Consider the following 17,401-nt stretch of genomic DNA (forward strand, 5'->3'; position numbering starts at 1 on the left):
CATGCAAAAAACCCCAACCATCCGCCTGCTGGGCGCCGCCATGCTGCTGGCTTTGTCCGCGGGCGCCATGACGGGCGCCCGCGCGGCCGGCGATGCCGCCGGTCCCCATCCGAGCGCCAAGCGGGCGCACAGCGAACCGCCGTCGGCGGACCTGAACTACAACATCACGGCCAGGCAGCACGGACTGACGATCAACGGCACGGCCATCGTGCAATGGCGCGCCGGCGACGGCAAGTACTCGCTGGCGGTGGAAAGCCGCGCCGCCATCTTCGGCAAGATCCTCGAGACGCGCAGCGAAGGGCTGATCGACGACTACGGCCTGGCGCCGGTGGCGTTCTATGAAAAGCGCTTCCGCAAGGAGGCCAACACCACCAGCTTCAAGCGCGACACCAAGACCATCAGCTTCAGCGTCGGCGACGAGACCTATCCGATCAAGGGCGGCGAGCAGGATCGCGCCAGCATCCAGTGGCAGATCGCCTCGCAGGCGCGGGCCGCGCCGGACAAGTTCAAGGCGGGCAGCGAATGGGCCTACTTCGTCGCCGGCCGCCGCGACGCCGCGCAATGGAGCTTCAAGGTCGCCAACGTCGAGCCGGTGCAGACCGGCGCCGGCGAGGTCAGCGCCGTCCACCTGGTGCGTCAGCCGCTTGACGACGATAAGGGCTCGCAGGTCGACCTGTGGCTGGCGCCGTCGATGGACTGGTACCCGGTGCGGGTGGTGTTCAAGGACGCCGACGGTGATTTCGTCGACCAGACCCTGGACAAAGTTACCAAAAAATAAACTCCGGGGTCAGGTCCACCATTTCTACACGGGCTGGTCCCTATCCGCCTTGGACTGTCCAGGCCGTGTAGAAATGGCGGACCTGACCCCGCCCGCCTGCTATACTGACGCCCCCCGCGATGATGATGCTTTGTTGCACGATTTGCAATCGCGTTGCGACCAGAATGGCAGAGAATGATTGAACCTATAACAAGTGAGTCCGCGTCCGATCCGGCGCTGGACCAGCAAGACACGCAAAACAGCCTCCAGGCGCACTTCAAGCCGAACATCTCGGCCGACGAAATCGAGCAGGTCTACCACCTGAAACGCGCGCAGCCGCTGCTGCAGGTGTTCACGGCGCTGTTCCATGGCGGTTTCGACGGCGTGCTGGTGCGCCTGCTGGTGCTGCGCGAGCTGGCCTCCGACACCGCATCGGCCAGCTTCAGCCGCGCCGACATCAACACCCGCCTGGCCTATCTGCTTCCCGAGAGCCTGGAGACGGTGCTGATGCGCCTGCGCACCAACCAGTTGCTGGCCTGGGACGCGCAGCACGCCGTCTACCGCGTCACGCCGATGGCGCGCAACGTGCTGTCGGCGATCGACGCGCTGCTGGCGATGGGCAAGGAGGAAGATCCGGCCGACATGGGCTATCTGCTGTCGCAGGTGGCCGGCGCCCAGGTGATGGGCGGCGTCACCGTCGACCAGCTGCAGCATTTGCTGGGCCGCCTGGTCGAACTGACCGAGGAATTCTCCGACGCCATCGCCTCCGGCTCCGAATTCCGCCTGCGCGCCTCGCAGGCCAAGTGGCACATGGCCTGCGACTGGGTCGAGAAGGGCTCCGAGATCCTGCGCGCCATCCTGTCCGACGAAAACGCCGACAGCGCCACCCACCGCGCGGCGCAGGCCATCGGCCGCGCGCAATCGGCGCTGCTCAACATGCAGGGCATGTTCTCGCGCGCCCTGAACCAGATCGAGCGCCAGCGCGTGCACCTGGGCCAGTCCGGCCTGTCGACCACCGACATCAAGCGCTGGCTGCTGCTGCACGAGGACCTGGCGTCGCTGGCCGAAGGCGCCATCGACCAGCCGGTCGTGCCGCTGTTTATCACGCCGGCCGAGATGATCGACGTCGCTGAAACCGAGCTGCTGGCCGACCGCGCCGTCAGCGCCGTCTCCGGCGGCCTGCCGTCCGGCGAGGACGCGCCGACCACCATCAGCGACGGCCCGGCGATGCAGCAGGAGCTCGACGAATGGCTCTCGCGCCTGTCGGACTTCGCCACCCTGGCCAAGTTCCCCGCCGCCGGCGCCGCCGGCGAACCCGCGCCATCGATCCCGGTGCAGGATTCGCTGCTGCCCGCGACCTTCGCCGTGGCGTCCTACCGCGCCTCGCTGCTGCCGCTGCTGGGCGACGCCGACGAGGCGCGCCTGCAGGGCGCCACCGGCGACCTGGCGCGCTTGCCGGTCACCTTCAACCCCTGCGACGAAATGGTGCAGCTGCCCGATTTGCACGTGGCGGCGATGTCCCTGGCCTCCCTCTCACTTTCTTTGAAACCGGAAGGCGACAAGTCCGATGAATGACGATTCCCAAATCCTGATCGCGCGCCTGCTGACGCATCAACACCTGCGCCGCGACGACAAACTGGTCAAGCGCGTGCTGTCGGACGAGTTGTTCCGCGCCGAAGTCGACGCGCGCCTGCTGGCCACCGGCCTCAAACTGCTCGACAACGTCTACGCCGATCATGTGACGCTGGCGCTGCACCGCGCCATCGAACCGAAGATCTTCGGCGCGCGCGACGTCTGGCAAAACAATAACTTCGGCCTGTCGCGCGACGGCGTGGCCCTGCTGGTGGTGCTGTGGGCGCAGATCATCCTGCCCAAGCGCGAACGCCAGGAGACCCACCAGCACGCCGACGATGAACAGAACGACATGTTCGGCATCGAGAAGCCGCTGCCGCGCGCCGAGGACACCTCGATCGGCATCGCCTACAAGGCGCTGCTGGCCGACTTCGGCGACAAGTTGGGCAAGAAGACCCGCCTCGACATGAACCTCGGCATCCTGGCCAAACTCGGCTTCATCGAGCGTCGCGGCGACGTCATCGTCGAAGGCCCGCTGCTGGACCTGATGATGGACACCGACCAGCTGAAGGAGCGCATCATCAACGGCGCGCTGGCCGACGTCTTCAAACGCTCGCCGGCGCAGGTCATTCCGGTGCCGCGCCGCACGCCGCCGATCGCCGCCAACGACGACGAACCGGCGGCCGGGCAGGTGGCCGGCGACGCCGAAGCCGAAGAGGCTCAGGACGATTCAGTGCCGGTGTTCGACATCCCCGCCGACAGCACGCCCGACGCGCCGCCCGCCGACGACACCGACCTGCCCACCAAGGACTAAACCATGTTTCATATCAAATCGTTAGAACTGGTCCACTGGGATTACTGGCAGCGCATCAAGAACATCCCGCTGGACGCCAAGATCATCACCATCGCCGGCCAGAACGGCTCCGGCAAGACCACCCTGCTCGACGCGCTGCGCACCCTGTTCGGCCTCGATTGTTCGATGGGCCGCACCTACAAGCACTACGCGCGCCACAGCGGCCAGCAGACCGCCTGGCTGCGCGCCGTCGTCGACAACAAGAACGTCGGCAAGCAGCTGTCGAACCGTCCGTTCCGCAGCTCCGGCTTTTTCAGCGACGACGAGGTCACGCTGTTCTGCCAGATCCAGAAGAACGGCGGCGACTGGAAGCGCCAGTACCTTATGCGTCCCGGTAACGTGCAGATCGAGGACATCGGCGAGGCCGGCAACGACTGGCTCGGCGTCGAGAACTACCGCAAGCGCCTCGCCAACGCCGGCCTGTCGCCGGCGATGGCGAAAGTGCTGGCGCTCGAGCAGGGCGAAACCGACAAGCTGTGCGAATACGCGCCGCGCCAGTTGCTCGACCTGGTGTTCCAGGTCTTCGGCGACAAGGAAGTGCTGGACGCGTACGACGAGGCCAAGCGCCACCAGCGCGACACCGAGGTCGAACTGAAACGCTTCGAAACCGAACTGGAAGCTTCCAAGACCAACCTGGAAGGCCTGCGCCTGCGCGTGGCCAATTACCACCAGTGGGAAGACCTGAACAAGGAACGCCGCAACCTGCAGGAAGAAGTGCTGCCCACGCTGGAATACCATGAGGCGCGCGAAAAGCACGGCAACGTGAGCCGCCAGCTGCGCGAGGCGCGCAAGCCGCTGATGCAGGCAGACCAGCAGATCACCGACAAGCGCAACCAGCTGGCCGCGCAGGCCAAGGCGCTGACCGACGCGCAGCAGCACGAGACGGTGCTGGAGCAGGAATCGACGTCGCTGCAAACGCGCCTGACGCATATCAACGGCAAACTCAAGCCGCTAGACAGCCTGCTGGAACAGAAGGTGCGTTTGCAAAAGCTGGCCGCCGATTCCGGCGCCGACCTGGCCGAAGTGGCGCAGCAGTTGCAGGAGAAGGAAATCGAGCTGGCGCGCCAGCGCAACGCGCGCGACGCCATCGCCGCCAAGATCGCCGGCGAGCTGTCGACCATCTCCGCGTTGCAGGGCAAGACCGCGATGCCGGAACCGGAAGCCCAGCGCACCATGCGCCGCGCGCTGAACGACGCCGGCATCGGCCACGCCATGCTGTCCGACATCGTCGAGGTGACGGACGCGCGCTGGCAGGGCGCCATCGAGGGCGTCCTTGGCGGCTATGCCTCGGTGGTGCTGCTGGATAAAGCCAGCGACGCCTCGGCGGCCTACCGCCTCGCGGAAAAAGAACGCTATCGCCACTTCATCGTGCCGGACCTGGTCAACGCGCCGACCGTCAAGGACGACAGCCTGATGTCGGTGGTGAAGTTCTCGGCCAAAGTTCCGGCCTGGCTGGTGGAACAGCTGTCGCGCATCACGCGCGTGGACACCGTCGATGCCGGCGCCAAGCTGGGCAACCACGAAGAGTGGATCACGCCGGACGCCTACCACCGCGAACGCCGCGGCGGCCGTTCGCTGTTCGTGGAGGTCTCGCGCTACCGCTTCGGCTCCGCCGGCCGCACGCAGCGTATGGAGGCGATCCAGCGATCGCTGCCGGCGCTGGAGGCGCAGGAGGACGCGCTGACGTTGATCGTCTCGAAACTGGCGTCGGAAATCAGCGCGCTGAAAACCCGCCTGGCCGGTGTCGACGCCGCCAAGGAACTGGCCGCGCGCCAGGAAGAATTCGACGAGGCGGCGCGCAACGCCGTGCCGTTGAAGGAGGAGCGCACCGAAGTCGGCACCCGTTTGGGCGAGCTGCAAAACTTGATCAAGAACGCCGTCGTCACGCGCACGCGCGCCGACACGACGTGGCAGAACGCGCGCTTCGCCTTGTCGGAGGCGGAAGCCGGTATGCGCCTGAATAACAAGCGCCAGATCGAGCAGCGCGCCGATCACGCGCGCGCCTTGCTGGCGTTGCGCAAGGCGTGGCGCCATCTGCCGAAAAGCTGGCGCCGTCCGGAACGCCGCCTGCGCCTGGTCAAGGATCACCAGAATGCGCACCAGGTCAACCTGCGCATCCATAGTCTGGAAGCCAGCCTGGCGCGCAGCGACTGGGAACTCGATGCGACGGTCATCGACCAGTACCAGCGCCTGAACGATCAGCTCAGCGGCCGCCAGTCCGAGACCGAGGAGCGCCGCTACCAGAACAACCGCGCCATCGAGGCGACCGGCAACGCGCGCGGCGCCTACATGGAGCGGCTGCGCTACACCATCAAGACCTACTCCAAGAACATCAAGGAGCTGGGCGAGCTGGCGGGCATCGAGGTGCACTCCGATCCGGTGCGCCTGGAGAACGACGACGTGCAACTGGCGCAGGCCGGCCTGCACGTGCGCTTCAAGTTCGACGGCAAGGGTATCATCGGCATGAACGACGGCGAAGCGTCCGGCGGCCAGCAGGTGATGAAATCGCTGGTGCTGCTGATCGGTTTGCTGAAGTCGGAAGACGGCTCCGGCGGCTTCGTGTTCATCGACGAACCGTTTGCCCACCTGGATATCCGCAACATCCAGCTGGTCGGCGAGTTCCTGAAGAACACCGACGCCCAGTACCTGATGACGACGCCGCTGACGCACAACACGGACGTCTACGATCCTTCCGAACTGACGCTCATCACGAGTAAAAAGAAGAAGGATACCGAGTGGGCGCAGCCGATCTTCGTGCTGCAGCGCCGGACCGACGGCGCCGCCGCCAAGGTGGCCTAAAGGTTAGGCCAGGGGCGTGATGCCCAACAGCTGATCGAGCTGGCGGGCGAGGGCGGCGGCGGTTTCGCTGCCGCGCGCTTTCTGCACCGCTTCGATGTAGGGCTGGCGCAGTTCGCGCAGCTCGGCGACGCTGCTGGCCTTTTCCACCTTCAGCTGCAGGGTGAAGCCGCGCAGGCCGATCGTGTTCTTGATGGTCTTGTTGTAGAAATCATAAACCGATTGGAACTGCGCGATCTGCGCGGGTTCGGGAGCCGGTGCCGCCAGCGCGTGTTCGGCCGGCGAAGCTTCCGCCGGTGAGGCTTCAGCCAGTGAAGGTTCCGACAGCGAAGCGTAGCTGGTCGCCAGCACGATGTAGCCATGCTCCAGCAATTCGGCCAGCGCGCTCGCGCCCAGTCCCAGCCCCGCCACATTGCGCAGCAGTTCCTCCTCGGCGCGCCGGCCATCGATCAGGACCAGCAAGGTGCGCAGACGCGGCGCAAGCTGATACTTGCGCGTCGCGATCTCCTCCTTGCCCTTGGCGGTCTTGTCGTAAATGGACGTGTTCATTGGCATGCGAATTATTGCTGTCCGGATACTTCAGGATATCACCGTTTGCATCCCGCTCCGCACCATAACGATAGCACTGTCGTTTAAAAGGCGTGGCATTTTTACACGCTTTCATCGCCGCCATCGCCGCCCGCGGCGTCGTCCGGCGTCCACTCCAGGATGTCGCCGGGCTGGCATTCGAGCCGCTCGCAGATCTTCTCCAGCGTGGCGAAGCGGATGCCCTTGACCTTGCCCGATTTAAGCAGCGACAGGTTCTGTTCCGTGATGCCGACGTAGGCCGCCAGCTCGCGCGACTTGATCTTGCGCCGCGCGAGCATCAGGTCGAGATTGATCAATATCGCCATCAGATGAAGCTTTCGTTTTCCTCCGCCAGCCGGCGGCCTTCCTGCATCAGCCGCGTGATCAGGTAGAACAGCGCGCACACCAGCATCAGCATCATTTGCTCCGAGTTTAATTTCATCACGACCTCGCACTGGCCGCCCCGCATCGCGCAGAATCCCAGCGCGCGGGTTGGCAGTTCGAGGATCGACAATCCGGTCGCCAGCAACGTGGCGCCGGCGAACATGCGCAGGTGGCCGATCGACTCGGCGGTGAACAGGTCCAGCCGGTGGAAATTGAGCAGCAAGCGGTCCAGCCGCCACAGTCCGTACGTCAGCACCAACAGCGCCGGCAGCGCGACCGCCGCGCCGACCGCCCGCTGCGCCGGCGACATCGCCAGCTTGGCGGCGGGATCGATCCCGCTGCCTGTCAGCTGGACGGTCATCGCGCCGATGGCTGACTCGAAATCCGTCCATGCCAGCACGAACAGCACCGCTTGCACGCCTATGCACACCCACAGCAGCGTGCGGACAAAACCTGTATTCATCATCGCCCTCCATCAAAAATTATCGTTTTACAGTAAATAATTACTGTTGCATAGTTAACTTTGACTCGATGAGGCGATTACCTGGCTATTTGATGTCGAAGATGTCGATCGGGCGCGGCAGCGGCTTCTGGCTTTTGTGCCAGCGCGCCAGCAGCAGGCTGTAGGTGGCGTAGTAGCCGGCCAGCAGGCCGAACAGCACTGCGGTGACCGGGTTGCCCAGGAAGTCCGGGTCCAGCGGCAGGCCGTCGTGCATGTGCAGGTACGCTTCGAACAGGCGGTAGATCAGGCGGCTGATGAACAGCATCGTCACCAGCAGCGGGATGCGGCGGTCCGGCGTGTAGAAGAAGCCGTCCGGCTTGTTCTCCAGGCGCGTCAGGCGCAGGTTGCGGTGGCCCAGCAGCGCGCCGGCGACGGCGCCGGCGACCAGCGCGCCCAGGGCGATCCATTTGCCGATCAGTAGTCCCAACATGACCAGGATGACCACCGACATCACGCTCGCCATCGCGTAATGGCGCCACAGTTCGGACTTGGTGCGCACCATCATTTTTTTCAGCCGGGAGTAAATTCGCCACACCGCCAGTGGTACCAGCAGTAGCAACGTGAGCGTTGTCATTTCCATAGTCTATCCAACCGCGTCATTCGAAGAACTGCGATTGTACGCGAGAGTGCGGCGCGCTCCCAGCGCACCCGCCCGTTGTGCCGCGTTGCAGCATGGCGTTACAGATTGTCACGACTGATTGTCGTCACAGTGCTGCGCGCATTGACATTCGCGTTGAGCATAAGCACACTGAACCGCAGCAGTCCCGCAGCAGCCCCGAGATTCTGGACCGAAAGGACATCCATGAACCAACAGATCCCCATGCTGCCCCTGAATTTAGGCTTGATGGCCGCCTCGCCGCAGACCGGCGCGCAGGAAGGCGGCTACCGTTTGCCACCGGCCGCCCTGCAGGCCATCGTCGATGCCCCGCGCGCGCCGGCGCTCAGTCTCAGTCCCCGGCGCGACCTGGCCGCCGTGGTTCAAACGCCGCCCTTGCCGGGCATCGCCGAAGTGGCGCAGCCCGAGCTCAAACTGGCCGGCCTGCGCATCAATCCGCGCACCTGTTCGTCGTCGCGCTTCTCGTTCGGCACCGATCTGGCGCTGCTCGATATCGCCACGCAAAAGGAAAGTCGCATACGCGGCCTGCCGCGCGGCTTGCGCCTGTCCGACCTGGCCTGGTCGCCGGACCAGCGCTACCTGGCCTTCACGCACATGGCCTTCAAGGGAGAGCGCGGCGCGGTCGAACTGTGGCTGGTCGATATCGCCGCCCGCAAGGCCGGCCGGCTGTCGGCGCAGCCGCTGTCGGCGGTGCTCACGCGCGGCTTCAACTGGCTGCCCGACAGCAGCGGCCTGCTGGTGCACTGGCGTCCGACCGGCATGGGCAAGGCGCCGCAATCGACCGGCATTCCGACCGGTCCGATCCAGCAGGACAGCGAGGCCGATGGCGCCATGCGCCAGCTGCGCACCTATCAGGATTTGCTCAAGAACGAGGACGACGCGCGCCTGTTCGAACACTACGTCACGGTGCAGATGGTGCTGCTCGACCTGCACGGCAAGGGGCGCATGATCGGCGCGCCCGGCCAGTATTCGCGCACCTCGATCGCGCCCGGCGGCGAGTATCTGCTCACGCAGAGCATCACGCGGCCGTATTCGTACATCGTGCCGGCCAGCAGCTTCGGCGAGCGTGTCGACGTGCGCAACCTCGATGGCGAGTTGCTGCACACGGTGGCGACCTTGCCGCTGGAGGAGGGGCTGCCGCCGGGGAACGACGCCGTGTCCGAAGGCGTGCGCCACGTGTCGTGGCGCGCCGACGCGCCGGCGTCGCTGGTGTGGGCCGAGGCGCAGGACGGCGGCGATCCGGCGCGGCCGGTGGTCGACGGCATCCGCGACCTGGTTTACCTGCACGCGGCGCCGTTCGCCGAACCGCCCAAGGTGCTGGCGCGGCTGACGATGCGCTACGCCGGCATCGCCTGGGGCAGGGAGGATGTCGCGCTGATCAACGAGCGCTGGCACAAGACGCGCGACTACAAGCAGTGGATGATCGCGCCCGGCCATCTGTCGACGCCGCCGGAGCTGATCTACGCCGGCTCGTACGAGGACCGCTACAGCAGTCCCGGTTCACCGGTGATGCGCGCCGACGCCACCGGTTTCCCGCGCCTGCTGATCGGGCCCGGCACCACCATCCTGCTCGACGGCGCCGGCGCCACGCCGGAAGGCGACCGCCCGTTCATCGACCGCCTCAGCCTGACGACCAGGCAGAAAACGCGGTTGTTCCAGAGCGAGGCGCCGTACTTCGAGAACGTGGCGGCGGTGCTCAACGACGACGGCACCTTGCTGCTGACGACGCGCGAGTCGCCCACCGAGCGGCCCAACTACTATCTGCGCGATTTGTCCAAGCCGGCCGGCAAGCAGCTGCGCGCGCTGACCGACTATCCGCATCCGACGCCGCAGTTGAAGGACGTCCACAAGGAGCAGATCCGCTATCCGCGCAACGACGGCGTCGAGCTGACGGCCACGTTGATGCTGCCGCCGGGTTATGAGCAGGCGCGCGACGGCCCGCTGCCGCTGTTGATGTGGGCTTACCCGCAGGAGTTCAAATCGGCCGGCGCGGCCAGCCAGACCACCGGTTCGCCGTACCGCTTCAACTCGGTCAGCTACTGGGGGCCGGCGGCGTTCCTGGCGATGGGGTATGCGGTGCTGGACAATCCATCGTTCCCGATCATCGGCAGCGGCGAGGAGGAGCCCAACGACACCTATCTGCCGCAGCTTGTGGCGGACGCGCAGGCGGCGGTGGACGAGGTGGTGCGGCGCGGCGTGGCCGACCGCCATCGGATCGCCATCGGCGGACATTCGTATGGCGCCTTCATGACCGGTAACCTGCTGGCGCATACGCGCTTGTTCCGGGCCGGCATCGCGCGCAGCGGCGCCTACAACCGCACGCTGACGCCGTTCGGCTTCCAGTCGGAGGAGCGGCCGTTCTGGCAGGCGCCGGCCGTGTACCAGGCGATGTCGCCGTTTAATAACGCCGACAAGATCAAGGACGCGATGCTGCTGATCCACGGCGAGGAGGACAGCAATTCCGGCACCTTCCCGTTGCAGAGCGAGCGGATGTTCCAGGCGATCAAGGGATTGGGCGGGACGGCGCGGCTGGTGATGCTGCCGAAGGAATCGCACGCATACCGGGCGCGCGAGTCGATATTGCATATGCTGTATGAGACCAACGCCTGGCTGGATAAATACGTGCGTCAGGCGAAACCGGCGTAATCGGCGGGCGTCGTAGAATGGACGCCCGCCCTTTATCTGGAGTGAAGATCATGGAACTTGTCACCTCGCACCGCGCGCCCGATCCGTTGCCGGATGATGATACGGCGCCGCCATCGCCACCGCATGTGCCGCAGCCGGTGCCGCAGGACGATCCCGTCCCGGACCACAATCCGAGTTGAGGCGCCGGCAGTTTAATCGAACGCCCAGGTGTACAGCACGTCCAGCGCGTTGTTGGTCCCGGTCTGGAACTGCAAGGTGATGCGCGGATTGAGTTTGTAGCGCAGCTTGACCAGGCTGGTGGCCGTCCCCGCGCCTTGCTCGAAACTGAGGTAGGCGCGCGACGAGATGCGCTTGCCGATCGTGACCACGGTGTTCTGCAATCCCGTCGCCGCGCCGGCCGACGACGTGCCGGATGCCTGTCCCACTCCCAGTTCGTCCAGTCCCAGCTTGCCCGCCAGCTTGCCCGTGCCGCCGCCACCGCTGCCGCCGAACAGCGCGCCGGCGGCGGTGCTGAGCAGCGCCATGTCGTTGCCGGCCGTGTTCTCGATGCCGTGGCCGAGCACCAGCCATGACAGCTTGTCGCTGTCCGGCACCGTCGGCGTCGACACCAGCTTGGCCGCCGGCGCCAGCGCCGTGCCGCGCACCTCCACGCCCGCTTCCACATTGCTCTCGCTGAGCTGCTCGCCCTCGGGACGCCGGCGCACGGCCAGGATGTTCAGCCCCGGGTTGTCGTAGGCGCCGGTGAAGTTGATCACGCCGCGCTCGATGGCCAGCTTCTGGCCGTAGGCCGCATACGTTCCATCGACCACGCGGATGCTGCCGTTGACCCGTGGTGGGCGGCGGTCGGCGATGCGGATGCGCACCGCGCCCGCCAGCCGCGCGTCCAGCCCTTTGCCTTGCAGCTTGAACGCGTCGCCAAGATCGGCTTCGACGTCGACATTGAGCGGCATGCCTTGCGCGGCCTTGGCCTGCGGCGCGCCCTTGCCGACGATGACCACGTCGTTGCTGATGGTCGGCCCGCCTTCGCCGGCCAGTTCGATGTTGGCGCGGTCGGCGCGGAATTTACCGTCGAGCTGGAAGCGTTTGGCGTCGCGCGTCAGCGAGCTTTGACCGCTGACGACCAGAATACGGTCCGGCCTCGAAAGGATTTCCAGCTTGTCGGCGGTGAGCTTGAGGGCCATGGTCGCCTCGTTGCCGGCGTAGCGTATCCAGCCGTCTGCCAGCGCGCGGCCCTGGGCGCCGTCAAAGCTCAACTTTTGCAGCTGCAGCTGGTCGCCGGCCAGGCGCGCCTGCAGCACGCCGTTGCGCAGCTTGATGCCCTCGTCGGGCAGGTTGACCACCAGCTTGTCGCCATTGATGTCGCCGTTCAGTTGCGGCGCGCCCAAGGTACCGCTGCCGGAAATGGCCAGCTTCAGGGTGCCGTCGATCTCCAGCCCCGGCTGGCCGGCCAGCGGCGCGAGCCAGGCCAGCGAACCCATATTGGCGTTGCCCTCCAGGGTGAAGGGGCTGTCGTCGGCCAGGCGGCCCTCGCGCAATTGCGCGCTGCCGTCGACGCGGGCCTGGCCCACGCGGGTGCCGTCGACATCGAGCTGGGTGCGCAGGGTGCCGTTGTTGACGTCGACGCGCGCATCGAGCTTGGTCAGTCCCAGCGCCTGCGACAGGTCGGCGCCGATGATGGTCAGGTCGCCCTGTTCGCGGAACACGTGCAACGAGCCGCCCAGCACCGGGGCGCTGGTCTTGGTGCCGGCCTGCAGATTGAGGCCCCAGTCGGCGCCGATGGTCAGGTTGCCGCGCACGTTCTCGCGCCAGGCGTCGGACAGCTGGCCCAGATAGTTGACCGGCACGGCGTTCGCCTGGCCCTTGCTGCGCCACGCGCCGCCGTTTTTCTCGACGCTGTCGATGCGGATGGCGCCGTCGCGGATCTTGATGGTGGCGTTGGTCAGCGCGATCTTTTCTGGACGCGCCAGGCCGGCGACGCCGCTGCCATCCGGCGCCACCAGGCGTAGTTGCGCCGGCGCGACCAGGTTGAGCGCGAAGCGGCCCTTGTTTTGCAGCGAGTCGATGGTGCCGGTCCAGGCGTCGTCGGCCCAGGCGCCCTTGACGCGCAGCGAGGCGTCGAAGCGCGGATTGCTGGCGCTGACGTCGATCGTGTGGCCGCTGCGGGTGCCGCTGGTCTGCAGGCGCGCCTTGTCGATCTTGATCGATGGCGATTCGTACAGCGTGATTTCGATGTCGCTGACCAGCGGCACGTCGGCCGTGACATCGCGATTGGCGGCGCGGCGCGCGCCGGTGGAAGCGGCGGCCGGCGCGGAGGCGGCCATCGCCACCGTGTTGCCCAAGGTGGCGCTGCCACGGATGGCGGCGATTTGCTGCTGGCCCGGCAGGCGCAGGGCGCTGCCGTCGAGCGTGAGCGCGACCGCCGGACGGGCGGTAGTGCCGGACAGGGTGCCGCCGGCGCGCAGCGCGCCGCCGAACGGCGGTCCGAGCGCGGCCAGTTGCGGCGCATCGAGCTTCCATTCCAGCTTATCGAGCGCGCTGCCGAAGCTGCCCTTGGCCAGTAGCCGGTTGGTCGCCAGGCGCAGGTCGATGTCGGCGTCGCGGATCTCGTCCTTGCCAGCCGTCAGTTTGGCGTAGCCGGACAGCGGCGCGCTGGCCAGCGTCGATGGCTGCAAGGTCAGGTTCAGGCCCGCGCGCCAGTCGTCCGACAGTTGCGCGTCGGCGGTGAAGGTGGCGTTGATGGCGCCACTCTGCGCCGCGCCGAAGGCGGCCGGATTGAGGCGCTGCACGGTGCCGTTCATTTTGACTTCGGGGATCTTCTTGGCTCCGGCCAGCGCCACGTTGCCGCTGGCGTGGATCAGGCTATCGGGAGCGGGGCGCTTGGCCGAGGCCAGTCCCAGGCCTTTGGCGTCGGCCTCGAAACTGCTGCGCGGCGCCTGCATGGTGCCGGTGACGACGCCGCTGGCGCCGATGGCGCCCAGCAGGTCGCTGCTGACGGCCGACAACTGGCGCGCGTCGACCTTCCACAGCAGCTGCTCGCCCGGCGCGCCGAAGCTGCCGGTGATCTCGGCGTTGTTCTGCGCCATCGTCACCTTGGCGTTGACGCCGCTGATATGTTTGGCATCGGCGTTCAGTTTGCCGTTGCCGGTCAGCGGCTGGCCGAACAATTTGCTCGGCTTGATCTGGAAATCGGCCGCCACCTGCCATGCCGGCGCGATGGCGCCGCTGGCGTTGACGTCGGCGTTCAGATCGGCGACCGGGAAGCCGGCGCCCAGCGCGGAAGGATCGAAGTGATCGGCGCGCAGCTTGGCGCTGAAGGCCTGCTTGTCCTTCAGGCTCAATTGGCCGGTGGCGCTGATCGAGCCTTTTTTCGCCTGCAGGCGCGCTTGCTGCAGTTGCAGCAGCGCGTCGGCCAGGGTGGCTTGCACATCCAGCTTCAGGCCGGCCTGCGCCAGATTGGCGTTCAGGGTTTGCTTGGTCGGCGTGCTGGAAAGCGCGATGTCGCCCGCCACCGTCGTCTTGTTGGCGCCGGTGTGCAGGTGGCTCAGATCGAGGCGGTCGGTGTGCAGTTTGAAGTTGGCGGCGTCGATGCCCGCTTCCGGCCCCTTTCGCTGGACCTGGCCGCCGCCAGTGAAGTGCCCGGCCGCGCCCAGGTCGAGCAGCACGTTTTCCAGCAGCGAGGCGGTCAGCGTGCCACCCAGGCGGCCGCTGAAGATTTGCAGCGGCAGCGTCTCGCGGTCGATGGGGCCGGCCTTGTCCTGGTTCACCAGCGCGAATTGGCCGGACAGCTTCTGGTCCGGCGTGATGGCCGCCGTCACCTTGAGGTTGAACTTCGCCGGCGGCAGACCGGCTTCGAAGCCGGCCGGGTTGACGTCGCGCGCGGTCAGGTCGATGGCGCGCAGGATGATCGGGTCGAAGGGCGCCAGCGATAGCGTGGCGTCGCCGCTGGCCGGTCCGGCTTCGCCCTGCGCCTTGAGGTTGAGCAGCGCCAGGCTGCCGCCGGCGGTCACGTTCAGTTGTGCGGGAATGGCGGCGGTAGCGCTATCGGCGGCAAGCGCAGGTTTGGCGCCGGCGCCGGGTTTTGCGCCGGCGGCCGGCTTGGTGGCCGGCACCGCGGCCTGCGTCAGCGACGCCTTGCCCTGCAGCGCGAACGGCTTGTCGGCGGCGATGGTCAGGTCGGCCTTGACGTTGCCGAACGGCGTTTTGGCCGATGCCTCTTGCAGGTGCCAGCTGGTCTTGTCGCCATACAGTTCGAAGCGCAGGTTTTCGATGACGTTGGTGCCGGTTTCGCTGACCAGGGTCAGTTTGTCGAGGCGGGCGTCGGAAAGACTGAGACGGAACGGCGCGGCCAGCGACTCCGGCATCTTGGCCGGCTCGGACGGCCCCAGGCTTTGCACCGTCAGGGCGACGACATGCAGCTCGCTGATGGCCAGGCCTTCCGAAAAATACTGCAGCGGCGACCAGTTGATGTCGATGTTCTGCGCGGTGATGACGCTGTCCTTGCCGCGATAGACCAGTTTGCCGATGTGCATGCGGTGGTACAGCGATCCGCTGACGTCGGTGACGGCGATGGTGCCGCCGCTGGCCTTGGAGACGCGCGCGACCAGCTGCTGCAAGGTCGATTCGCGGCCCAGCAGCCAGAAGGCGCCGGCCAGCAGCGCGACTAGCACCACCAGTGAAATCAGGACGCGGCGCGGCCAGCGGCGTGGGCGGGGGCTGGCGGGAGCGACGGCGGAATCGGGACCGCCCGGCAGCTCGGTGTTGTTATTGTCGGCCATCAGAAGGTGAATCCCAGCGAGAAGTGCAAACGATACTTTTGAACCGCGTGTCCGTACGCGACATCGACGTTGATCGGACCCACAGGACTTTTCCAGCGCGCGCCGATGCCGTAGCCGGACTTGGGATGCAGGGCGCTGAAGCTGTCGCCGGCGTTGCCGGCGTCGTAGAACACCGCCGCGCCATACTGCGGCTTGAACCAGTACTGGTATTCGGCGCTGGCCGTGGCCAGATAGCGGCCGCCGACGGTGGCGTCGCCCTGTTTGACGCCCAGCTCCTGGTAGGCGTAGCCGCGCACCGACTGGTCGCCGCCGGCGCGGAACAGGTACACGGCCGGTACGCCGTCCTTGCTGCGCGAACCGAGCGCGCCGAGGTCCGCGCGCAGGATGATGTTCGAAGTGGTGTTCAACGGCAGATAGTAGATGCCGCGCGTGTAGGCGCGCACGAAGGCTTCGTCGGTCAGGATCGGCAGCAGCGCGCCGCCCACCTGGGCGTTGAGCGCGTAGCCCTTGGTCGGCATCAGCAGGTTGTCGACCTTGCGCCAGGTGACGGCGTACGTCAGCGGCAAACTCTTGCTGGTCACCGATTCCTGGCCCTGCACGGTCTTGGTCTCGGTCAGCAGCTCGAGCGAGATGCTGCGTTCGAGCAGCGGCGTGCCCCACGCGCGCTTGCCGGCGATGCTGGTGACGGCTGTGACTTCGCCCTCGATGTCGCTGCGCTCGTAGGAGGCGCCGATGCTGTGGTTGTAGCCATCCGGCGTGACGGGGAAGTAGAAGTCGCCGCGCGCGGTCTGGCGCTTGGTCTCCAGGGTCAGCGCGCTTTTCAGGCGCAGGCCGAAGATGGCCAGGTCGTCATAGGTCAGCGACGCGCGGTTGCCGGTATTGGTGCTGTAACCGAGACCGGCGCTGACGTTCTTGCGCTTGTTCTCGGTCACGCGCACCAGCAGCGGCAACGGCGCCATCGACGCGGCGTTGTCCGAGCGCGGCATCGGGACGGCGGCGGCGGCGGGGTCCGCGCCGGGCGGCGGGGTGGTCGCGGCGGCCGCCTCCAGCTGCTCATTGAGGATGGCGCTCATGTCGGCGCTCACTTCCACGCTGCTGAAATAGCCGGTGTCCTGCAGGCGCGATTGATACGACTGCAGCGCCGCCTCGCTGTAGTAGTCGCCCGGATCGATCGGGTTCAGATTGGTGATCACCGATTCCGGGTAGCGTTTCAAGCCTTCGATGCGCAGCTCGCCGAAGCGCAGCTCGGGGCCGCTGTCGAGCACCACGCGCAGGTTGGCCTGGTGGCTTTCCGGATCGATGGTGGCCTGGGTCTCCAGCAGCTGGGCGCGCGGATAGCGGGTCTGCACCACCTGGCGCAGGATGGCGCGCTTGGAGGCTTCCCAGTCGTCCTGGCGGAAGACGGCGCCGCGTTTCAGCGCCCAGGTGCCCTTCAGGGCGTCGGCGTTGAACTGGTTGCTGGCGCGCTGGTCCGGGTTGGGCGGGAAACCTTGCAGAACGATCTCGACCTCGCCCACGCGCACCGGCTCGCCCGGGGCGACCTTGACCTGCACCGCCAGCGGCGCCGCATCACGGTCGAGCTTGACGCTGACCTCGGGCGAGTAATAGCCGGCGGTGGCGACCAGGGTGCGGATTTGTTCCGGCGTGGTGCGCACCAGCCGGAACAGCTGCTCGCGGTTCATGCGGGCGTTGCCGCGAAAACGCATCAGATCGAGGTTTTTCTCCAGCAGCTCTTCCAGCTCCTCGGGCGCGTCGATGTTGACCGTGTACTTGATGCCGGTCGACACCACCGGGGCGGGGGAGGCGGGTTTCGCTTCGGGTTGCGGGTCGGCCTCGCCCTCCGCCGGGGCGGTGGCGGGCGCCGGCGTCTGGTCGGCAGTCTGGTCCGTGGTTTGCCCCGCGGTTTGCCCCAAAGCCGGACCGGCAGTCATCA

Annotated in this window: 12 protein-coding genes; 6 read left to right on the forward strand and 6 right to left on the reverse strand. The window is 66.7% G+C overall.

Features of this window, described 5'->3' with window-relative positions:
- The first annotated feature begins 1 nt into the window (after nucleotide 1).
- The 4 genes from MRBLMU1_RS31890 (at nucleotide 2) to MRBLMU1_RS31905 (ending at nucleotide 5,981) form a co-directional block, all read left to right on the forward strand.
- Nucleotides 2-778, forward strand: a complete 777-nt coding sequence (locus MRBLMU1_RS31890) for a DUF3108 domain-containing protein (RefSeq protein WP_363510536.1) — start codon at nucleotides 2-4, stop codon at nucleotides 776-778.
- Between the two features lie 174 nt (nucleotides 779-952).
- A complete protein-coding gene (locus MRBLMU1_RS31895) occupies nucleotides 953-2,332 on the forward strand; it encodes a hypothetical protein (protein WP_363510539.1) in 1,380 nt (459 codons plus the stop codon).
- Nucleotides 2,325-3,143 (forward strand): hypothetical protein, encoded by an 819-nt coding sequence (locus MRBLMU1_RS31900; RefSeq protein WP_363510542.1) that lies wholly within the window; start codon nucleotides 2,325-2,327, stop codon nucleotides 3,141-3,143. The genes MRBLMU1_RS31895 and MRBLMU1_RS31900 overlap by 8 nt, the downstream gene beginning before the upstream one ends.
- A gap of 3 nt (nucleotides 3,144-3,146) precedes the next feature.
- Nucleotides 3,147-5,981: an ATP-binding protein gene (locus MRBLMU1_RS31905; RefSeq protein ID WP_363510545.1), complete on the forward strand. Its 2,835-nt coding sequence runs from the start codon at nucleotides 3,147-3,149 to the stop codon at nucleotides 5,979-5,981.
- Between the two features lie 3 nt (nucleotides 5,982-5,984).
- On the opposite strand, the gene MRBLMU1_RS31910 is transcribed toward MRBLMU1_RS31905, so the two are convergent.
- From MRBLMU1_RS31910 to MRBLMU1_RS31925, 4 genes are all read right to left on the reverse strand, one after another.
- Nucleotides 5,985-6,527, reverse strand: a complete 543-nt coding sequence (locus tag MRBLMU1_RS31910; RefSeq protein WP_363510547.1) for a hypothetical protein — start codon at nucleotides 6,525-6,527, stop codon at nucleotides 5,985-5,987.
- A gap of 101 nt (nucleotides 6,528-6,628) precedes the next feature.
- A complete protein-coding gene (locus tag MRBLMU1_RS31915) occupies nucleotides 6,629-6,871 on the reverse strand; it encodes a helix-turn-helix domain-containing protein (protein WP_363510550.1) in 243 nt (80 codons plus the stop codon).
- Nucleotides 6,871-7,395 (reverse strand): DUF2975 domain-containing protein, encoded by a 525-nt coding sequence (locus tag MRBLMU1_RS31920; protein ID WP_363510552.1) that lies wholly within the window; start codon nucleotides 7,393-7,395, stop codon nucleotides 6,871-6,873. Before MRBLMU1_RS31920 ends, MRBLMU1_RS31915 begins: the two co-directional genes overlap by 1 nt.
- 82 nt (nucleotides 7,396-7,477) lie before the next feature.
- Nucleotides 7,478-8,011: a hypothetical protein gene (locus MRBLMU1_RS31925; protein ID WP_363510555.1), complete on the reverse strand. Its 534-nt coding sequence runs from the start codon at nucleotides 8,009-8,011 to the stop codon at nucleotides 7,478-7,480.
- A gap of 222 nt (nucleotides 8,012-8,233) precedes the next feature.
- Here MRBLMU1_RS31925 and MRBLMU1_RS31930 point away from each other — a divergent pair, with 222 nt between their 5' ends.
- Both MRBLMU1_RS31930 and MRBLMU1_RS31935 read left to right on the forward strand, forming a co-directional pair.
- On the forward strand, nucleotides 8,234-10,693 hold the full coding sequence (locus tag MRBLMU1_RS31930; protein ID WP_363510558.1) for an alpha/beta hydrolase family protein: 2,460 nt from the start codon (nucleotides 8,234-8,236) through the stop codon (nucleotides 10,691-10,693).
- Nucleotides 10,694-10,743: 50 nt separating this feature from the next.
- Nucleotides 10,744-10,872: a hypothetical protein gene (locus MRBLMU1_RS31935; RefSeq protein WP_363510561.1), complete on the forward strand. Its 129-nt coding sequence runs from the start codon at nucleotides 10,744-10,746 to the stop codon at nucleotides 10,870-10,872.
- Between the two features lie 12 nt (nucleotides 10,873-10,884).
- Here MRBLMU1_RS31935 and MRBLMU1_RS31940 read toward each other — a convergent pair whose 3' ends face one another.
- Complete coding sequence (locus MRBLMU1_RS31940; protein WP_363510564.1) at nucleotides 10,885-15,468, reverse strand: translocation/assembly module TamB domain-containing protein; 4,584 nt, start codon at nucleotides 15,466-15,468, stop codon at nucleotides 10,885-10,887.
- Nucleotides 15,468-17,399, reverse strand: a complete 1,932-nt coding sequence (locus tag MRBLMU1_RS31945) for an autotransporter assembly complex protein TamA (protein WP_414646144.1) — start codon at nucleotides 17,397-17,399, stop codon at nucleotides 15,468-15,470. The genes MRBLMU1_RS31940 and MRBLMU1_RS31945 overlap by 1 nt, the downstream gene beginning before the upstream one ends.
- Nucleotides 17,400-17,401 lie beyond the last annotated feature (2 nt).

The sequence above is a fragment of the Burkholderia sp. LMU1-1-1.1 genome, assembly GCF_040675865.1.
GTDB lineage: Bacteria > Pseudomonadota > Gammaproteobacteria > Burkholderiales > Burkholderiaceae_D > Rugamonas.

Coding starts and splice junctions, on each gene's coding strand:
- MRBLMU1_RS31935 (WP_363510561.1), top strand. CDS start 10,744: ATGGAACTTGTCACCTCGCACCGCGCGCCCGATCCGTTGCCGGATGAT.
- MRBLMU1_RS31895 (WP_363510539.1), top strand. CDS start 953: ATGATTGAACCTATAACAAGTGAGTCCGCGTCCGATCCGGCGCTGGAC.
- MRBLMU1_RS31925 (WP_363510555.1), bottom strand. CDS start 8,011: ATGGAAATGACAACGCTCACGTTGCTACTGCTGGTACCACTGGCGGTG.
- MRBLMU1_RS31920 (WP_363510552.1), bottom strand. CDS start 7,395: ATGATGAATACAGGTTTTGTCCGCACGCTGCTGTGGGTGTGCATAGGC.
- MRBLMU1_RS31910 (WP_363510547.1), bottom strand. CDS start 6,527: ATGAACACGTCCATTTACGACAAGACCGCCAAGGGCAAGGAGGAGATC.
- MRBLMU1_RS31940 (WP_363510564.1), bottom strand. CDS start 15,468: ATGGCCGACAATAACAACACCGAGCTGCCGGGCGGTCCCGATTCCGCC.
- MRBLMU1_RS31900 (WP_363510542.1), top strand. CDS start 2,325: ATGAATGACGATTCCCAAATCCTGATCGCGCGCCTGCTGACGCATCAA.
- MRBLMU1_RS31890 (WP_363510536.1), top strand. CDS start 2: ATGCAAAAAACCCCAACCATCCGCCTGCTGGGCGCCGCCATGCTGCTG.
- MRBLMU1_RS31915 (WP_363510550.1), bottom strand. CDS start 6,871: ATGGCGATATTGATCAATCTCGACCTGATGCTCGCGCGGCGCAAGATC.
- MRBLMU1_RS31905 (WP_363510545.1), top strand. CDS start 3,147: ATGTTTCATATCAAATCGTTAGAACTGGTCCACTGGGATTACTGGCAG.
- MRBLMU1_RS31930 (WP_363510558.1), top strand. CDS start 8,234: ATGAACCAACAGATCCCCATGCTGCCCCTGAATTTAGGCTTGATGGCC.
- MRBLMU1_RS31945 (WP_414646144.1), bottom strand. CDS start 17,399: ATGACTGCCGGTCCGGCTTTGGGGCAAACCGCGGGGCAAACCACGGAC.